This is a genomic window from Flavobacterium lotistagni (assembly GCF_011392125.1).
Taxonomy (GTDB): domain Bacteria; phylum Bacteroidota; class Bacteroidia; order Flavobacteriales; family Flavobacteriaceae; genus Flavobacterium; species Flavobacterium lotistagni.
Genome location: NZ_JAAJBU010000008.1, coordinates 19,093 through 35,971, shown reverse-complemented (window position 1 = coordinate 35,971; position 16,879 = coordinate 19,093). Strand labels below are relative to the sequence as shown.

General features: G+C 39.3%; 19 protein-coding genes. 2 read left to right on the top strand and 17 right to left on the bottom strand.

Annotated features, from left to right (window positions below; genetic code table 11):
* Positions 1–10: 10 nt before the first annotated feature.
* The 6 genes from hemN to G4D82_RS09865 form a co-directional block, all read right to left on the bottom strand.
* Entirely contained in the window at positions 11–1,363 is a 1,353-nt protein-coding gene (gene hemN, locus G4D82_RS09890) for an oxygen-independent coproporphyrinogen III oxidase (RefSeq protein ID WP_166337105.1), read from the bottom strand.
* Between the two features lie 126 nt (positions 1,364–1,489).
* Positions 1,490–2,848, bottom strand: coding sequence for an MBL fold metallo-hydrolase (locus G4D82_RS09885; protein WP_166337103.1), 1,359 nt, complete (start codon positions 2,846–2,848; stop codon positions 1,490–1,492).
* A gap of 7 nt (positions 2,849–2,855) precedes the next feature.
* A complete protein-coding gene (locus G4D82_RS09880; protein WP_166337102.1) occupies positions 2,856–3,680 on the bottom strand; it encodes a restriction endonuclease in 825 nt (274 codons plus the stop codon).
* Positions 3,681–3,703: 23 nt separating this feature from the next.
* Positions 3,704–4,192, bottom strand: coding sequence for a hypothetical protein (locus tag G4D82_RS09875; RefSeq protein ID WP_166337101.1), 489 nt, complete (start codon positions 4,190–4,192; stop codon positions 3,704–3,706).
* Positions 4,193–4,203: 11 nt separating this feature from the next.
* Positions 4,204–4,854, bottom strand: a complete 651-nt coding sequence (locus tag G4D82_RS09870; RefSeq protein WP_166337100.1) for a BON domain-containing protein — start codon at positions 4,852–4,854, stop codon at positions 4,204–4,206.
* A gap of 179 nt (positions 4,855–5,033) precedes the next feature.
* Positions 5,034–6,311: an acetyl-CoA hydrolase/transferase family protein gene (locus G4D82_RS09865; protein WP_166337098.1), complete on the bottom strand. Its 1,278-nt coding sequence runs from the start codon at positions 6,309–6,311 to the stop codon at positions 5,034–5,036.
* Positions 6,312–6,437: 126 nt separating this feature from the next.
* Between G4D82_RS09865 and G4D82_RS09860 the strand changes: the two genes are divergently transcribed.
* A complete protein-coding gene (locus G4D82_RS09860) occupies positions 6,438–6,719 on the top strand; it encodes a hypothetical protein (protein ID WP_166337096.1) in 282 nt (93 codons plus the stop codon).
* A 474-nt stretch (positions 6,720–7,193) separates the two neighbouring features.
* Positions 7,194–7,778, top strand: a complete 585-nt coding sequence (locus G4D82_RS09855) for a tetratricopeptide repeat protein (protein WP_166337094.1) — start codon at positions 7,194–7,196, stop codon at positions 7,776–7,778.
* 10 nt (positions 7,779–7,788) lie between these two features.
* Here the strand turns inward: G4D82_RS09855 and G4D82_RS09850 are convergent, their stop codons facing one another.
* From G4D82_RS09850 to G4D82_RS09800, 11 genes are all read right to left on the bottom strand, one after another.
* On the bottom strand, positions 7,789–8,343 hold the full coding sequence (locus G4D82_RS09850; RefSeq protein ID WP_166337093.1) for a DUF4256 domain-containing protein: 555 nt from the start codon (positions 8,341–8,343) through the stop codon (positions 7,789–7,791).
* 21 nt (positions 8,344–8,364) lie between these two features.
* Entirely contained in the window at positions 8,365–8,832 is a 468-nt protein-coding gene (locus G4D82_RS09845) for a DUF1572 domain-containing protein (RefSeq protein ID WP_166337092.1), read from the bottom strand.
* A gap of 111 nt (positions 8,833–8,943) precedes the next feature.
* Positions 8,944–9,444, bottom strand: coding sequence for a hypothetical protein (locus tag G4D82_RS09840; protein WP_166337091.1), 501 nt, complete (start codon positions 9,442–9,444; stop codon positions 8,944–8,946).
* A 33-nt stretch (positions 9,445–9,477) separates the two neighbouring features.
* Positions 9,478–10,998 carry a cryptochrome/photolyase family protein gene (locus G4D82_RS09835; protein ID WP_166337090.1) on the bottom strand — a complete coding sequence of 507 codons (1,521 nt, stop codon included), beginning with the start codon at positions 10,996–10,998 and terminating at the stop codon, positions 9,478–9,480.
* Positions 10,995–11,135 (bottom strand): DUF2256 domain-containing protein, encoded by a 141-nt coding sequence (locus tag G4D82_RS09830; RefSeq protein WP_166337089.1) that lies wholly within the window; start codon positions 11,133–11,135, stop codon positions 10,995–10,997. Before G4D82_RS09830 ends, G4D82_RS09835 begins: the two co-directional genes overlap by 4 nt.
* A complete protein-coding gene (locus G4D82_RS09825; protein ID WP_166337087.1) occupies positions 11,135–12,229 on the bottom strand; it encodes an FAD-binding domain-containing protein in 1,095 nt (364 codons plus the stop codon). Before G4D82_RS09825 ends, G4D82_RS09830 begins: the two co-directional genes overlap by 1 nt.
* Positions 12,230–12,505: a TIGR03643 family protein gene (locus G4D82_RS09820; RefSeq protein ID WP_166337086.1), complete on the bottom strand. Its 276-nt coding sequence runs from the start codon at positions 12,503–12,505 to the stop codon at positions 12,230–12,232.
* A 6-nt stretch (positions 12,506–12,511) separates the two neighbouring features.
* Complete coding sequence (locus G4D82_RS09815) at positions 12,512–13,207, bottom strand: SDR family NAD(P)-dependent oxidoreductase (RefSeq protein ID WP_166337085.1); 696 nt, start codon at positions 13,205–13,207, stop codon at positions 12,512–12,514.
* 267 nt (positions 13,208–13,474) lie between these two features.
* A complete protein-coding gene (locus G4D82_RS09810) occupies positions 13,475–14,173 on the bottom strand; it encodes an IS1 family transposase (RefSeq protein WP_166337076.1) in 699 nt (232 codons plus the stop codon).
* 596 nt (positions 14,174–14,769) lie between these two features.
* Positions 14,770–15,267, bottom strand: a complete 498-nt coding sequence (locus G4D82_RS09805) for a hypothetical protein (protein ID WP_166337075.1) — start codon at positions 15,265–15,267, stop codon at positions 14,770–14,772.
* 196 nt (positions 15,268–15,463) lie between these two features.
* A complete protein-coding gene (locus G4D82_RS09800) occupies positions 15,464–16,699 on the bottom strand; it encodes a DUF6161 domain-containing protein (RefSeq protein ID WP_166337074.1) in 1,236 nt (411 codons plus the stop codon).
* Between the last annotated feature and the right edge of the window lie 180 nt (positions 16,700–16,879).

Below are 16,879 nucleotides of genomic sequence, written 5' to 3'. Positions count from 1 at the left end.
TGGATTTTGGTTAAACCGTCATCGAGAACAATTGGGTTTCAGGTGCGTCGCGTTTCATCCGAAGGTCGAATGCCATACAGATATTGCGCACAAAGGCTTTTCCGGCCGGAGTAACTTTGAGATGGTTTTTATCGATCACCAGCAAACCGTCGTGCTGCATTTCATGTAAGGAAGCAATCACGCTATGGATGTCGTGAAAGTACAATTCGCCGCTCCAGGAAGTTTCAAAACGGCACATTAAATTCTGAATGTGTTGGCGCAAAATTAAATCTTCCTGATTCAAAATATGGCCTTTAAACAAAGGCAATTGGTTCCATTCCAAGAGTTGTTGGTAGTCTTCTATGTTTTTTGAATTCTGTGCAAAACCGTACCAACTATCGCCAATGGCTGAGGCACCCAAACCTACTAGCATTTTAGTATTTGAAGTCGTATACCCCATAAAGTTGCGATGCAGTCTTCCGTTGTCCCAGGCTTTGTACAAGCTGTCTGAAGGTAACGCGAAGTGGTCCATCCCGATTTCTTTGTAGCCGTAAATTTGCAGTAGTTTTTTCCCGATTTCATACAGCACTCTTTTCTCTTCACCATTGGGAATATCTTCATCGCGAAAACCCCGTTGGCCGTTGCCTTTGATCCAGGGCACGTGTGCATAACTATAAAACGCAATGCGGTCGGGCGCTAAGGTTTTGGTTTTTTCAATCGTATCGACAATGTTGTCAACGCCTTGGTACGGCAGTCCGAAAATAATATCGTGACTGATCGAAGTATAACCAATTTCGCGAGCCAACATGGTCACTTTTGCTACATTTTGGTAGGGCTGAATCCGGTGGATGGCGCGCTGTACTTTTTCTGAATAATCCTGTACACCAAAACTAACCCGGCGAAAACCTAAAGTATAAAGGGTTTCCAGATGTTGGCGTGTGGTATTGTTCGGATGGCCTTCAAAACTCATTTCGCAATCGGCAGCTTTTCGCGCTGTGGCAAAGATTCCGTTGATCAAGTCTTCTAGGTTTTTGGCCGAAAAAAACGTTGGAGTTCCGCCGCCCAAATGCAATTCGCGAACCAGTGGCTTTTCATCGAAAATTTTACAGTACAATGACCATTCTTTCAACAAAGATTGAACGTAAGGATGTTCTACCTCGTGGTTTTTAGTTATGCGTTTGTGACAGCCGCAAAACGTACACATGCTTTCGCAAAACGGCAAATGAATGTAGATACTCAATCCATCGTTTTTGTGCTGCTGATAAGAAACCCTGAAAGTTTGCTCCCAAGTATCGTAATCAAAAACATCATTCCAATACGGCACCGTCGGATAGCTTGTATAGCGAGGGCCGGCGACATTATATTTTGGGATCAACTGCTCCATGACCTATAGTTTTGCAGACAAATTTATAGGGCTCGAAGTAAAATTTCCATGACAATTATCAGGTTCGATAGATATTTTGCTAATTGACTGTGAATTAGCGTGTATAGTAAATCACTCTTGTGGGTTTTACAACAATTCAATTTGCTCGTTCAATAAAGCTACGCTGCAAGAATAGCCGTATATTTCATTGATTTTGATGCGAAGTTCATCGGCCGGTTGGTTCTCGCCATGCACCAGAAATATTTTTTTGGGTGGCGTTTGCAACTCTGAAAGCCACTGAAGCAAACCGGTCTGGTCGGCATGTGCAGACATTCCTTTAATTTCAAGGATTTTTGCTTTAACTGTAAAGTATCTCCCGTGGATTTTAATTTCTTGAGCGCCTTCAAGTAATTTGCGTCCGCGCGTACCTTCGGCTTGATATCCGACAATAATTATAGTGGTTTCTGTTTTGCCAATGTAATGCTCCAGATAAGACAAAACCCTGCCTCCGGTAAGCATTCCACTGGCCGCGATGACCACTTTGGGTTGGTTGTCTTCAATCCATTCTATGGTGTCACGGTACTCGGAAACCATCCTGAACATTCGGCACATTTCTTCGCAATCAATAGGCGAGAGCTTATGCCATAGCGGATGATTTCTGAAAATATCCAGTACATTAATGCCCATCGGTGTATCGAGTATATACGGCACATCAGGAATACGATCCTCTTTTTTGAGTTGCCATAGTAGGTACATGATGGATTGTGCACGTTCGACCGCAAACCCGGGAATAATGACTGTTCCGGCATTTCTAAGTGTATTGTTGATATAGGTTTCAAGTTCCAACTGCACATCATCTTCAGAATGCAAACGATTGCCATAAGTACTTTCGAGAAAAACGTAATCTGCTTTTTGAGGTTTAATAGGCGGAAACATCAGCACATCGTTATCGCGCCCAATATCGCCGGAGAAAACAAGAGTTTTGTCTTCGACTTTCAATTCGATACTACATGCGCCTATTATATGACCGACATTTTTAAATACAGCATGAATGCCTGTATCAATGGCAATGCTCGTTTCAGGTTGGATTACTTTGAACAAAGGAAATACCTTTTCAGTCTGATTGATAGTATACAAAGGCTCGGCTTTTTCATGTTTGGAGTAATTTTCCCGATTGGCTTTTTCGGCTTCCTCTTCCTGAATTTTTGCACTATCGAGTAAAATTAGTTCCGTTACAGCACGAGTAGGAGCAGTGCAATAGATTTTTCCTTGAAAACCTTCCGCTACCAACCTAGGAAGCCAGCCGCAATGATCCAGATGGCCGTGGGTAAGCAAAACCACATCAATGGTGTTTGGGTCAATCGCAAGTGGTTGCCAATTCAGCTCACGCAACGGTTTAATGCCTTGGAACTGTCCGCAGTCGATAAGAATTCGTTTGGTTTGGGTTTCGATTAGCGTTTTAGAACCGGTAACGGTACCCGCGCCGCCTAGAAAATATACTTTCATAATCGTTTCATTTACAAAGTGAAGTAGCTTCTTTGAGGATATTTTTAACCCGAGACGAACTGATTCCGATTTGCAAAAGCCGGTCTGGATTTTCTAGCAATTCCAGAACTAATATCGTGTCCAGGATGAGCAGTTTTTCTTTCTCAATCGACGAAATGGTTGTTAAACAAGTAATCGGATACAATTTTTGCTGATCGATTTTTGTTTTCAGGCAAAACTTCTCCGGATAATCCCAACTCAGCAAACCCAATCCAGAGCAATTCGCAAAGGCAATCGCGTCGGCCGTAAAGCGGTTATTGGTAGCAATCAAGCAACGAGAAATGGTTTCTTTTCCTTGAAAAAAGGCAAAACCTCTGTCTTTCAAATCGTTGAATCGCGACAAGATATACATCGGTACTTTTACATCAGAATTGTTCAAACGGCTGTTGTGGAATTTGCATTCGATCATGGTCACGATTTCGTGTTTTTTGATGAGCACATCTACTTCGTGGCTGACGCATTTGCCTTTAAGATTCAGGTTGGTTTGGGTTTGATAGCCTTCGTGTTGAAAAAGTCGCGCAATGAATTTCTCGAAGAAAAAACCCGCCGGACCTAACAATAGCAATGCATTGCGAAGATTATAACGAGCAGCATGGGAAGCCGAGATTTTCTTTAGCAGGCGGTGCGCCATTTTGTAGATTTCTTTTGTCGAAATGCCGTCGTAGAGTTGGTTTTCGATCAGGTGCAACACGCGCGAAACCGCTTCAGGATTGGCTCCAGAACGCCTTAGAGAAACCAGAAGTTTATCTTTGTCGAAATCGGCGCTAATGCCTGAATGCTTGACTACTTTCACGTTTTTATTTTTAGAGTAAAGGTTTATTTATAATAACCTGAACGAATTTTCTCAAAAAGGGTTTCTAATTTCGCATTGATGGTTTCCATTTCGCTGGAGAATTCAGTTTCGAAAGCCTCATTTTTTTGGTACACAGTGGCTTGATAATTTTTCAGTTCACTTTCAAATTGCTTGTTGCGATTGAGTCTTTTAGATTTGAGCCTGATCAGATGCAGGTTGCAATAATCGCATACTTGCTGCCATTCTTGTTTTTGTTTGGCATCGGCTTCGTCAATCCGAATTTGCAGGTTTCCGAGATTGGCTTCAGTTAGGTCTATTGCGTTTTGAGATTGTTTGAGAAACATTTCCCAATTTTCAATCGCCATGGTCTTGCTGACTGTTTGGTTTTTATCGAAATGAACTTCTTTGAAATCATTTTCAGAGGAATGGTCTTCTTCGGAATCCTGAACACATTTATTAGCCATCAATAACGACGCTATCCATGCAATTAGTACTAGTTTTGATAGTTTCATTTTATGAAAAATTAGTCAGCATTAATATTGAGATAGTTCTTTACTTGAATCACGCCAGCGCACAACCAAGCAACTTTTGCAGCTTCTTCTTTCTGCTCAACAGATGGCACGAAGCCTTTTAGAATTACGGTATTTCCGGTAACCTCGACTTGGATATTATTGGCATTGATTGAAAAATGTTTCAGTAGTGCATCAATTACTTCTTGACGGTCAATAGGGCTGTCTGTTTGGTTTTCTACGTGAATCAAATTGATGACATCTTTCACTCCATCGATCGAGCCCACAGTTCTTTTAGCGGCTTCTTTCTGATACTGAAAAGGTACAAAACCTGATAGGTAAATGTAACCATTTTCTACCTTCATTGAGATGATTTCCGCTGGAATATTCCAATTGTCTTTGATAGCTGCAACAGCATGGGCTGCAATGTCATAATCGGAAATGCTTTTCGGATGGGCCACTTTGATTTCTTCGACCACAGCTACCACTTCAGGCACATGACTCGCTGCGGTTTCAGCCTGCATTTTTTTTCGGTAATTATCGACGGTGCCGCTCAAGGTAACAATGCCGTTTTTGACACGAACGCCTATTTCAGCGGCCTCTAGAAGTGGTTCCCATTTGAGGGCATCTTCTACTTCTTGTTGTAAGTCTTCGTTGGATTTCATTGTGTGAATTGTTAGTGGTTGAATTCAAATAGCAACACCAGACCGCAAAAACTGGGATTGATTGCGGCCTGATTGCTCTTGATTCACCTTAGAAATACTGAGTTGAATCAACGTAAAGTTAACTCGACTATTAGCGGATTACTATGACAATTGTCAGGTTTATAAAGCCAAGATGATGCTTATTTTTTGCTGGTCAACATTTCATAATATTCGCGCTCAATGTTTTCTTGATGACTCGGATGTGCAATATTGACCAAAGCCCGAATACGCTGTTTGAGTGTTTTTCCATACAAATCTGCTATACCGTTTTCAGTGATGATGTATTGTGCATGAGAACGCGTAGTGACTACACCGGCTCCTTGTTTTAAATAAGGAACAATGCGGCTTTGCCCGTTTTTTGTAGTTGATGGTAAAGCGATGATAGCTTTTCCGCCTTCGCTGAGTGCTGCACCCCGAATAAAATCCATTTGACCGCCAACACCTGAATACATTTTAGCCCCAATAGAATCGGCACATACCTGCCCAGTCAAATCGACTTCGATAGCAGAATTGATAGCGACCATTTTTGGATTTCTGCGGATGATAGCCGTATCATTCACATACGATGATTCGCGCAGTTCAATAAACGGATTGTCATTCACAAAATCATACAATCGTTGCGAGCCAATCAGAAAAGTAGCCAATGCCCGGCCTCTGGCAATGCCTTTGTAACGGCAATTGATGGTTCCGTTTTCGATTAAGTCAATCACGCCATCAGAGAACATCTCGGTGTGTAACCCCAAGTCTTTGTGGCCGTGAAGATTGGCTAGTGCAGCATTCGGTATAGAACCAATTCCCATTTGAATCGTGCTTCGGTCGTCAATTAGTGAAGCGATATATTGGCCGATTTTATTTTCGGTATCGGAAATCGTTTCCATCTTGTGGCCGTAAATCGGTTGGTTGACTTCGACTACATAATCAATTTGACTCACGTGGATAATGCCATCGCCAAAAGTGCGCGGCATGTTCGGATTGATTTGAGCAATCACTGTTTTTGCATTTTGCATCGCCGCCACAGTAGCCTCAACAGAAACCCCTAAAGAGCAGTAGCCGTGACTATCCGGTGGCGAAACATGAATTAGCGCCACATCGAGCGAAATTACGTTTTTGCGAAAAAGTTGTGGCAATTCGCTCAAAAAAACCGGTGTATAAGAACCGTTACCTGCTGCCAGAGTATGACGCACATTTTTTCCGATAAAGAAAGAATTCACATGGAAAGACGCTGAAAATTCAGGATTGGCGTAAGGTGCTTCGCCTTCGGTATGCAAATGGCAAATTTCGACATTTCTTAATTCAGCATGACGGTTACTCAGCGCATCGGTTAATACTGAGGGTGCAGCTGCAGCGGCTTGAACATAAACGCGGTGGTCAGACTTGATGATCTGAACCGCTTCTTCTGGAGAATTACAATAAATCATATCGTTTTATTTTGGGTCAAAATTAAGGTGAGAAAAGCCGTAAAAACATGATATAAATCAGGACATTTTTATGTTGCCTTTAGGCATGTTCAACGTTTTTTACTAGGTTTGTATAAATTCCGAATTATGAAAACCGAGAAACCCTTGAAACTGGTGCAACTGCTGAACCAACTGCTCAATGAAACTGAAAAAATGAACGTGGGCAAAGCGTATATTGCAGTAATCGAAGAAATGAAAAATACCACTTTTGTCGAAGCACAAAATACACATTTTTCAGATCAGATTCACAAACACCTGATCCAACTTTCCATCAAGGATTTTATTCATGCCGGTCGTTCAGAGGCCAGTGCGAAAGTGGTTCAAGACGTTATCGATTGTATTTCCCATGCCGACATTTTGGTGCGATAATGAACCGAAGTTGTTTTTATCTTTATTTTTCTTCTGCTGAATGAAGCTTCTAAGGCTTCAATCACCACTTTTTTGTTGCACTTTCTCGATTCTAGTCTTTATCATTATCAATAGCAGTAAAAGTGGCTCTAGCCTTGTATCTATGGACTGTTATCAGTGCAAAATTGCGTGAACTTACTCTTTTCAAAATGCCTATTCTAAGTGTCGGGTATGTAAAAAAGTATCCGATTTTAATACGATTCGATAATCTGCAAATAAAAACGACCAACTCAAACACCTTGGTTTTTCATCGTTTTTTAAGGTTAGTTATGGGGGAAATGATTCTGAAAAAAAGATTGCTTTTTAATTTAGCCCTAGTTTTAGAATGGATCCCAATCTTATTTTATAATCATGAAAAGCTTGACCTTATTTTCTATCGTAATGTTTTTCGTTTTTTCGACGAATGCTTCGGCACAACGTAGCAAACCTGTAAAAATGAAAAATGTTCAATCTTTGATTGCTGAAGCTTCAGACGAAGAACGGGCGATTTTATATTATCATGTGGAAGAAAGAATCAACATGAATTTTGGCAGCAGCATCACCACTTATGATGTTTCTAATTTGAGTTTGATTAGTGATCGAAATCTAGGCGAAAATAATACCCGAACCATTACCCCAAAATACGGCAAAGCAAAAGCGAAAGCGGTCGCAGTCAATTTAAAACCGCAGTCTGAAATTGTTGCACCAACCGAAAAACCTAAAGCATTGACTGAAATAATCCGTCCGGTGAGTTTACAGCCTGAAAAGAAACTCAAATATGCCGAAATTGATTTGATTGGCACTTACGAACGTGTACTAGATAAAGGTTATCAATCTGTTGATTTGCTCAAAAGAGTAGGCAACAACCGTTTCTTTGTGGGCGATTTAGAGAAAGCGGCGAAATATTATTCGCAACTATTTTCCTTGACAACCGATCTTGAAGCAGAATATTATTACCGTTATTCACAAGCTTTGTTTTCGATTCAAGAAACCGAAAAGGCTAAAGAAATGCTGCACATGTATGAAAATATGGCTTTGTGAAAGCACTTTCTTAAATCTTAATCAAACCCCGAAAACCGCGTGCCGCATAATATGATTCTGCGCCGTTATGATAAGTGAAAACGGTGTTATAGCGGCGGTCGCAGAAAAGTGCTCCTTTGAGTTTCCTGATTTCAGATGGCGTTTGAATCCAACTAGAAGTTTTTAGGTCAAATGCTCCGAGTTTTTGTAAATCACGATATTCCTGTTCGTTTAAAAGTTCAATGCCGATAGATTTTGCCATTTCCACTGCGCTGCCTTTGGGTTTGTGCTCTTTTCTGGAATCAAGTGCGGCTTGGTCATAACAAAGACTTCTTCTTCCCGATGGGCTTTCTGTAGCGCAATCACAGAATATTACGGCTTGGTTTTCTTGGCCGATTACGTCGGGTTCACCACCGGTTTGTTCCATTTCTAGCAATACGCTAAGTTTTTCTGGATGAGATTCAAATCTATCCAAAACTGTTTTCCATGACAAATCGGGATGGCGTTGCGGGTTGTTTTTAAATCGATTTTCTAAAAGACGCATTAGTGCAGTTTGTTCTTCAATGGAAAGAATTTTCTTTTTCATGGTTTCTTAGTTTGAAATTTCTTATCGGCTTAAAACCAGCTTTTTAATCAAAGTGATTTGACCCAAATGATAATAAGCATGTTCAATCATTGCGTCGATGTTGCGCTGGTAGCTTCCATATTTTTCATCGACAAAAAACTGCTTCAATTGTACCTCGTTCATTTGTGCTACTTTGCTGGCAAATGTCTCAGCATCGTTGAAAAATCGTTCTAGGAAATTTTCCCAATCCGTTTGCGAAGTGATTGGCGGAAAGTCAAAACTATACTTATCACGAATGTCTAGTGTTCCGCCATGAAAAACCTGATTGATTCCATTGATGTAATAATGGATGTGCTGTGCCAAAAGGGCAATGGTGTTGAGGTTTCCAATGCGTGTGGTTGCAGTTTCCCAATCTAAGTCTTGAAGCTGGTCTTTGAAGTTTGTATTGGCAATCCAAGTGCCGTTGAGCAATACTTCGCGAAATCGTTGGGCCAGTAGTGTACTTTCCATATAGTTAAAATTAATTGGTAAACGAATATAAGAAAAAGCCTTTAAGTTATCCGGATTTGAATTTAATGGCGCAATAGAAAGAGTGTTTCCATATCATTCTTTCGCCGTAAACTATTCATATAGCGTATCATCTATTTTTAAAAGTTCATTAAAACGGAAGTCAATCAAGCTGCCTTTTCTGGTTTTTATTTTTCCTTTTAAATTGTTGATTTTTTGAGTTTTAATATTAATTACTTTTATTCCAACTTCAGATTTTTCATCGACTGCAGAGTAGGTGTCGTATATCACATATTTGAAATTTTTATGGGTGAAGGCGATATAATTCAAATCTAAACCTTCGTTGATTTTTCCGCCACCGCGCAAGTAATAAGAATATTTAAATTGGTCAAAACTAGTTTTGTCTTTTTGTGGGAATTCGAATTCGACCTTATTTTTCACCAAGAGCCGATAAATAAGATAGGAATCATTTTGGTCTTTCGAGAGCACGACAGTTTTTCCGTTTTGAATAGCGAATGACAGCATTATTTCTTCATTGGATGGAATTTTCTGCGCATTTAGACTAGCTGCAAAGCAAAGCCAGATAAGCCATAAGAAAAAATAACTCTTGTACATGTCGTTTCTATTAACGAATCGAAGGTAACTAAATCAAATCAGTTTCCATTGCCCTTCATTGGTTTTTAGGCTGCAATCTTTGACAAAGAAATCCTTTGCAACGGTCTCGAAGTTGGCCTTTTTCTCATCGCTCATTTGGTCATAAGTACGGATGAGCATACCCAATCTCGGGTTTGACAAGAAGAATTCGCGCTGACGGTTCATGAAATGCCAAAACAAAGCATCCCAAACAAGGCACCACTGGTCTTTTTTGTAATGACTCATTTTCAGTACATAACTGCTGCCGCTGATGTAGGGTTTGGTCGCCATCAAACCGCCGTCTGCAAATTGGCTCATACCGTAAACGTTTGGAACCATCACCCAATCGTACGCATCGATATACATTTCCATGAACCATTTGTAAACCGCATTGGGGTGAATTTCGCAAAGCAACATAAAATTGCCCAAAAGCATTAGCCGTTCAATATGATGGTTGTATGCCGTATCGAGCAATTTTCGGATGGTTTGATCTATAGGCGTGATACCAGTATTGCCATAATAAAAAGCAGTTGGAATTTCTTTTTTGAATCGCCAGAAATTGGTGGTTCTTTCCTGATTTCCTTTGTAGCAATAAACACCGCGAATGAATTCTCGCCAACCAATGATTTGCCTGATAAATCCTTCTAGTGAATTGAGCGGCACCGTATTTTTCTCTGCATAAGCCAAAGCAGCATTGACAATTTGCAACGGAAGTAACAAACCAATATTCAGCATCGGGGTTAAAACGCTGTGGTTCAAGAAATGTTCGTGCTCGACGATGGCATCTTCATAAGCACCAAAATCGTGAAGCCGTGTAGCTAGGAAATTTTCCAGCCAAACTTCGCTCTGTTGGTGTGTGTATGGATAAAGACAACCGCGAGACAAGTTGCCAAGATTCTCCGGATAATGCTTTTCTACATAATCAACGGCTTCTTCAAAAAAGGCATCCGGTTCAGGGAATTGAATTTTTGGAGGCGTTTGATCTTTGGGATATTTCAGTCGGTTTTCTGAATCAAAACTCCATTTTCCACCGATTGGCTTGCCGTTGGGTGCAATTAGTATTTCGAGTTTCTTTCGTTGTTGGATGTAAAAATCCGCCTGAAAATACTTCTGTTTGTTGCCGAAATACTCGTGTAAATCTGTTTTAGTATTGATGAATAATGGTGTCGGATGCTCTAAAGTGGAAATGTTGTTTTTTACACAACTGCTCAATATACGCTTTTGGAGCCAATCATCGCACGGATCATAAAATTGAATTTGAAGATTGTTTTTCACTGCCAATGCGTCAATTAAAATCTGGATATCAGATTGTTTTTGAATTGCTTTGATATAGTGCACCTGAAGGCCATTTTCATGCAAATAGTTTTCGTAGCCTTTCATGCTGGCACGGTGCAAAACCAGTTTTTGTTTGTGAAAACGATATTGATTGAAGAAAAGGAATTCTTCCACGAGATAGACAACATCGGCATTTTTGAGTAGACTAATGTCTTTAAAAAGTTGGTGTGGGAAAACTATAAATAGCGTAGTTGCTTTCATTTGTTGGCGCGGCAGCGTTCACTGCAATATTTGACTTGTTCCCAAACTTTTTCCCATTTTTTACGCCAAGTAAAAGGTTTTTGGCAAACCATACAAACCTTTGTAGGCAAATGTTCTTTCTTGACAGTTTTCGGCATTAGTAGTTTTTTAGATATTTCTCGCACTTTTTCCAATACGAAAAAAAAGAAGGGTAATAACCTTTTACTTCATCAAAAATCCAATCACGTGTATGCATTGTTCCTTGGTAATGGACGTTTGTTGGATGTTCTTTATAATGAATTTCTGAAGATCCAGTCAATTTTTTTAGAGTATTGAATTCGCCCACAAAAACTTGAATATTCGGAATATTGGTAGCCAAATCAAGCACAAAATCAATGGTTTTATCACTAACCGGGTAGCGGTCGAAAAAACTTGGTTCGAGCAGTAAAATCTGGTTGGCATCGAAATCCATAGACCAATTCACATCAAGGTTGTAGAAATTGTAAATGCAACACGGTAAATTTTTATCTAGAACCAGCTCTGGAAAACTCGGTAAATAGGTTTTTAATGTCAAGTTTTCTGCCGATTGTAAGATTTCCGGAATAGGCATGGAGCCGATTTCATCATAAGAAACATCCAGAAAAGTGCCCTGCTGATGGGTGTAACAATACCGGTTGATGTTTTCCTGATTGGCGTAGTATTTTTTGCTGCTAAATGCACCAGCAACCCATTGCCAACTCAAAGCATTGCTGGCCCAATCGGCATCAAGCAAATGGTAATACATCCATTTTGCAGGAACGCGCCAGTGATTTTGAGCGAGGTTACAACTCAGGCCCGCCACATACATTCGGAGGTGATTGTGCATATAACCGGTGCGGTAGAGCTCTTCAATAGCTTGGTCTATGGCATGAATTCCGGTTTGGTAATTTAAGATAGCAGAAGCAATTTGATAGTTGACCACAGGTTCCTGCTGCTGTTTCAAATCTTGGTCGATTTCATCTTTGCGAGCGATCCAGACTTGTTGAAAATAGTCGCGCCAAGTGAGTTCTTTGAGAAAACTATCAATTTGGTAGGGCTGATAACCTTTGCTTAAAACCGCCTGTGCTATTTGTTTTGTTGAGAGGATGCCACGCGAAATATAGGGAGATAAACGGGTTACAGCTCCGTCAATATAGTTTCTAGTTTGAGCGTATCGAATGGGATCGATTTGGTCAATCAGGTTGAGAATCTCGTTGTGTTTTGTTGGGAACATTTACCTTTTCGAGATTTTGTTTTGACTGATGCTTCTTTGCAAAGCACATTTGAATCGGTTGATTTCTGGGTGGCGTTTTTTGAGGTGTTTCTGGCTCACGCCGCTGTTGACACGTTTTCTCCAGAGATTGAAACTGCTGCGTTTGAGTTCTCTGCGCATCAAGGTAATGACTTCTGATTCTGAAGTGCCAAACTGAATTTTGATGGCTTCAAAAGGCGTGCGGTCTTCCCAAGCCATTTCGATAATCCGGTCGATTTGGTCTATTGATAAATCCATTTTAAATTAGCTTTTGATGGCACTAAGGCCGCCGTCAACCGAGAAAATTTGTCCGGTAATCCATTGGCTTTGTTCAGACAAAAGGAATGCGGTCATTTGGGCAATGTCTGTAGCTGTTCCTATTTTTTTGAGCGGATGACGTTGGGCGTTGGCTTCGATTTTTTCTGGCGTGTTTAGCAGTATATGGGCTAGTGGAGTGTCTGTGATGGATGGTGCGATGCAATTCACCCGAATCGTTGGAGCAAGTTCTGCCGACAAAGCTTTGGTTAAACCTTCAATAGCACCTTTGCTACTGCTGACGATGCTGTGGAAATTAAAACCGGTTTTTGCTGCCACTGTACTAAAAAGAACGATGCTCGGAGCGCTGCTGTTTTTGAGTTTCGGCAAACAAGCTTGTATGGACTGGATCGCGCCGAGTACCTGTAGTTTATAATCATTCAGGAAATCTTCAGCCTTGGCTCTTGCAAATGGTTTAAGATTGATAGCGCCCGGACAGTAGACCACGCCGTCAATGGTTTCAGGTAAAAATGAAAAATCTGGATTTTCATCGAGAATGTTCAGAGGGAATGAATGTACATTTTGGTGGTTGAAATCGGGCTGGTGCTGGCAGTAGGTGCCGTAAATATTGTGGTTTTCTGCGAGCAGCTCGGTCAAGGCTTTACCGATTCCTGAAGAGTGACCAATGATGAGGATGTTTTTCATAGCGAATGAATTGTGAATCACAAATTAAATTAGAAATCAGAATTTATTCGGGTAATCAATTGTTAAAAGAACTGCAAATTTTGGGTTCTTGATTTAGGGGCTGGTTTTGGGTTTCAAGCGAAAGGTTCTGGTGACATTCGCGGCCCTAGCCCTGATCGCAGCGGCATCCTTTTTTCGGTTGCCAAACCGTAAAAAGATAGAGCGTAGAGCAGGTTCCTGGCTTCTAAAAACGAGGCAATTAAAGTATTTTAAACTGCTGATAATAAGTTATATCCAAAAATAAATTTTGAGTATAGACATTAGAACGAGTTGGCTTTTGGAATAACAGATGGTGCGTCTGTTGAGGCGTTTCAGGTGTGTGCGTACGGACAGGTTTTGGCGCTCAATATGGTTGGTTCCAAATCTTTTAGTTTTATGTATTTTTCTGTCTATCAGAAATTTGTAATGTTTCAGGCCGTCAGTAAAAATTTTAGTTGCTTGTGAAAATTTGAGCGTTTTGATGACGGAATTCAACGTGATTTTGGTTCGTGACCCAATGTTGAGGCTGACGACTTTTCGCGTTTCGCGTTCTAGGGCATAAACGATCCAGAGAAGTTTTTGCTTGCTGCGGATGAAGGTGCACATTTCATCAACTTCGTAGGTTTTGCCCAAAGCAATTTGTGGTGGCGGAATTGATTTTGCGATGGTGATGATTCTTTTAAGTAATGTAGTGGTCGAGATTTTGAGGACTCTAGCGGTACTTCGGATTCCTAAACCTTCTTTGGTGAACAAGATTATTTTTGCATTAGTATCTGGATTCCAAGCTTTATTGGTATAAAAATCAATGCATCTTTTCTGGCAATTTTTGCAATAAAACTGTTGCTTTTTGTTCTTAGTGAAACCATTTTTTATCAATTTTTTTGTTCGACAATGCGGGCAAATCTGGGTGTCACTAACTTTGAAACAACTGGTCTGGTTTTGGGTCATTTGATTCGTTTTAAGCAACAAATTTATAGCGCCCGACTCCTTAGTTGGGCAGTAGTGAAATTTGTTTAATTTGTTTTTATGTTGGTATTGTGTGAGTTGGGTTTTGATTTTGAGATATCACTAAGTTTGGAGCGTGACCCAATTTTCAAACTTCAATTTTCAAACTTCAATTTTCAGGTTTCGTTTGCGCTTAGTTTTGCAATTCTAATTTTCAAATTCCAACTTTCCAGTTTCGTTTGCGTTTAGCTTTGCAATTACAATTTTCAAACTCCAATTTTCAGGTTTCGTTTGCGCTTAGTTTTGCAATTCTAATTTTCAAATTCCAATTTTCAGATTTCGTTTGCGTTTAGTTTTGCAATTAAAATTTTCAAACTCCAATTTTCAAGTTTCGTTCGTGTCAAACTATGCAGTTCCAACTCTACAATTTAAGCTTCACTGTTTCGGTTTTCCAAACTGACCGTTAACGGTTCGCCGCCACGCGACGTTGCGGAAAAGCGAACCGAGTATTCTCCGCTAAGATAGAATTTCTAAGTGAAAACAAAGCTTCCGGTTAAGAAAAACCAGCAATGATCGCGTGGCGGCTGTTAGCGATTGTTTTATAATTTATGATAAAGTTCAAATACATATTTTTTTAAGAACTCTATGTTTAAAAATCTATTATAACCAAATATTTCATAAACAGATTTATTATTTGGTAATCCGATTTCTGCATATATAGCTGAAACTTGACTCCCTTCACGTTCAAAAAAGATTTTCTTATTCTCAATATAAAATGAATGTATAAAATAGCATTCTTTTGATGATGGACTAGGTTCGGTAACTTTTATAAGCCTTAAAGAATCATTATCGAAATAATACATTATTGTTATTTGAGTTGCGCTTTTTTTAAAAAAATTATTTGCTTGGATATAATTTCTTCTTCTAAATGCATTAACCTTAATACTGTCGAATTCTATTTTCGGTAACTTAATTCGATTATTTGTTTTGCTTGAATATTTATAAATAGTTTGATCAATTAATTTTGCTTTATCAAAATCATTTTGCGCAAATGCATTTAGGTTTAAAAACAGAAGAATTACTACAAGATTTTTCATTGGTTTTAACTTGGATTTTCAGGTGCTCACAAAAATAATCGCTAACGGTTTGCCGCCACGCGACGTTGCGAAAAAGCGAACCGAGTATTCTCCGCTAAGATAGAATTTCTTCGTGAAAACCAAGCTTGATGTCAGGAAAAACCAGCAATGATTGCGTGGCGGCTGTTATAGCTGGTTGCAATGTAAATGCGAAATATCAGGTTTTTAATTTATCGATTAAACCAGGCATCGATGGACTACTATCTTCTTTCAATAATCCTGAATCAGCTCTACTGAACAGAGATTGCAATATTAAATTCTTTTCTTCATTTCCAATAGCGCCTTCTTTTATCAGCGATAGATAATACATAGTTAACTTTTCTCTTTCTTGAGCGTCTCTCGCTAAGTGAAAACTTGAGAACATTGCTTTTCTTAGAGATTGAATTCCAATAAATAACAAGGATAAAAACGTTATAAAAACTATTGACCAACGAATTGCAGATGCTTTGTCTCCATTAAAGAAACTTGCGAGCATTCCCTCAGGAGTTTTCCATAGAAGTAAGTATAAAGAAACTCCTCCTAAAATTATTAACGCAAATAGTCCTCTCATAAACATGTGACCTTCATCCAACAATTTTTCTGAAGTTTCTCTCCAATGTTGCGCGGGCGCTTGCAATTGTAAAAGTTCTTTATATGCTCTTTCTATGTTTTTCTTTTCTTCTTGGACTTCAGCCATAAACTTCTTTGCACTAGCTTGATTAAGCTCAAACCATTTGTCCATCTTTTTCTGACTTATTTTTTTTAAGTTTTCAAATTCCTGAATAAAATTGGATATTGTTTCTTCTCCATCTTTAAAAAGTTCTTTAAAGTCTTTGTCTGATTCAGAAACATACTTTTCAACTCGATTTTTTAAAGAATTAAAAGATGCTTTTTCGTGCGCAGTTCTATTTGACGACGGACTTTCTGCAATCTTATGCAATACAGCCATTAAAACTCCTTGTAAATATTCTTTATCGGAAAATGAACTATAGCTTATTCTTCCTGTGAAAAAAGCAAAAGCTGCGGCAAATAATCGAGAGGATTCTTTGTACAATTTCATTAGAAAAATAGCTTCGGTTGAGTCACCTGGAAATATTCTACTTGAGTTACTTGTGACTGCCGATTCTAACTCGTACACATTCGAGCTTCTTGAGTGCCTTTCTTTTATATTTTCGACTAGTTGTTCAATTCTTTCTTGGATCGTCGCAAAATAGTTTCTACTTTCTAGTAATTCTGGAGGTAATGTTTCATAAGAGTCCCACTTTTTCACTTGATCTTTTGCATATCGATAAAGTGTTGAAATTTCATAAACGTTTTCAAAATTAGATGATGGAAATTCCAAAGTAAATTGCAAATCTTTAATATCAGCGGCTAAGTCAGATTTAAGAAATTTATTTAATTCACTTATATTCATAATTCAAGTTTTTAATAAGCTCTACTTCGTAGTAATTACGAACTTTCTCAATTATCTCGTTCAAAAGCAATCAGCTATAACGGTCCGCGGCCTCGCGCAGTGGCGGTTTTGCGAACCGAGTTATCTCCGCTAAGATAGAATTTCTTCGTGAAAAATAGAGTAGAGGCTAAGAAATTCGAG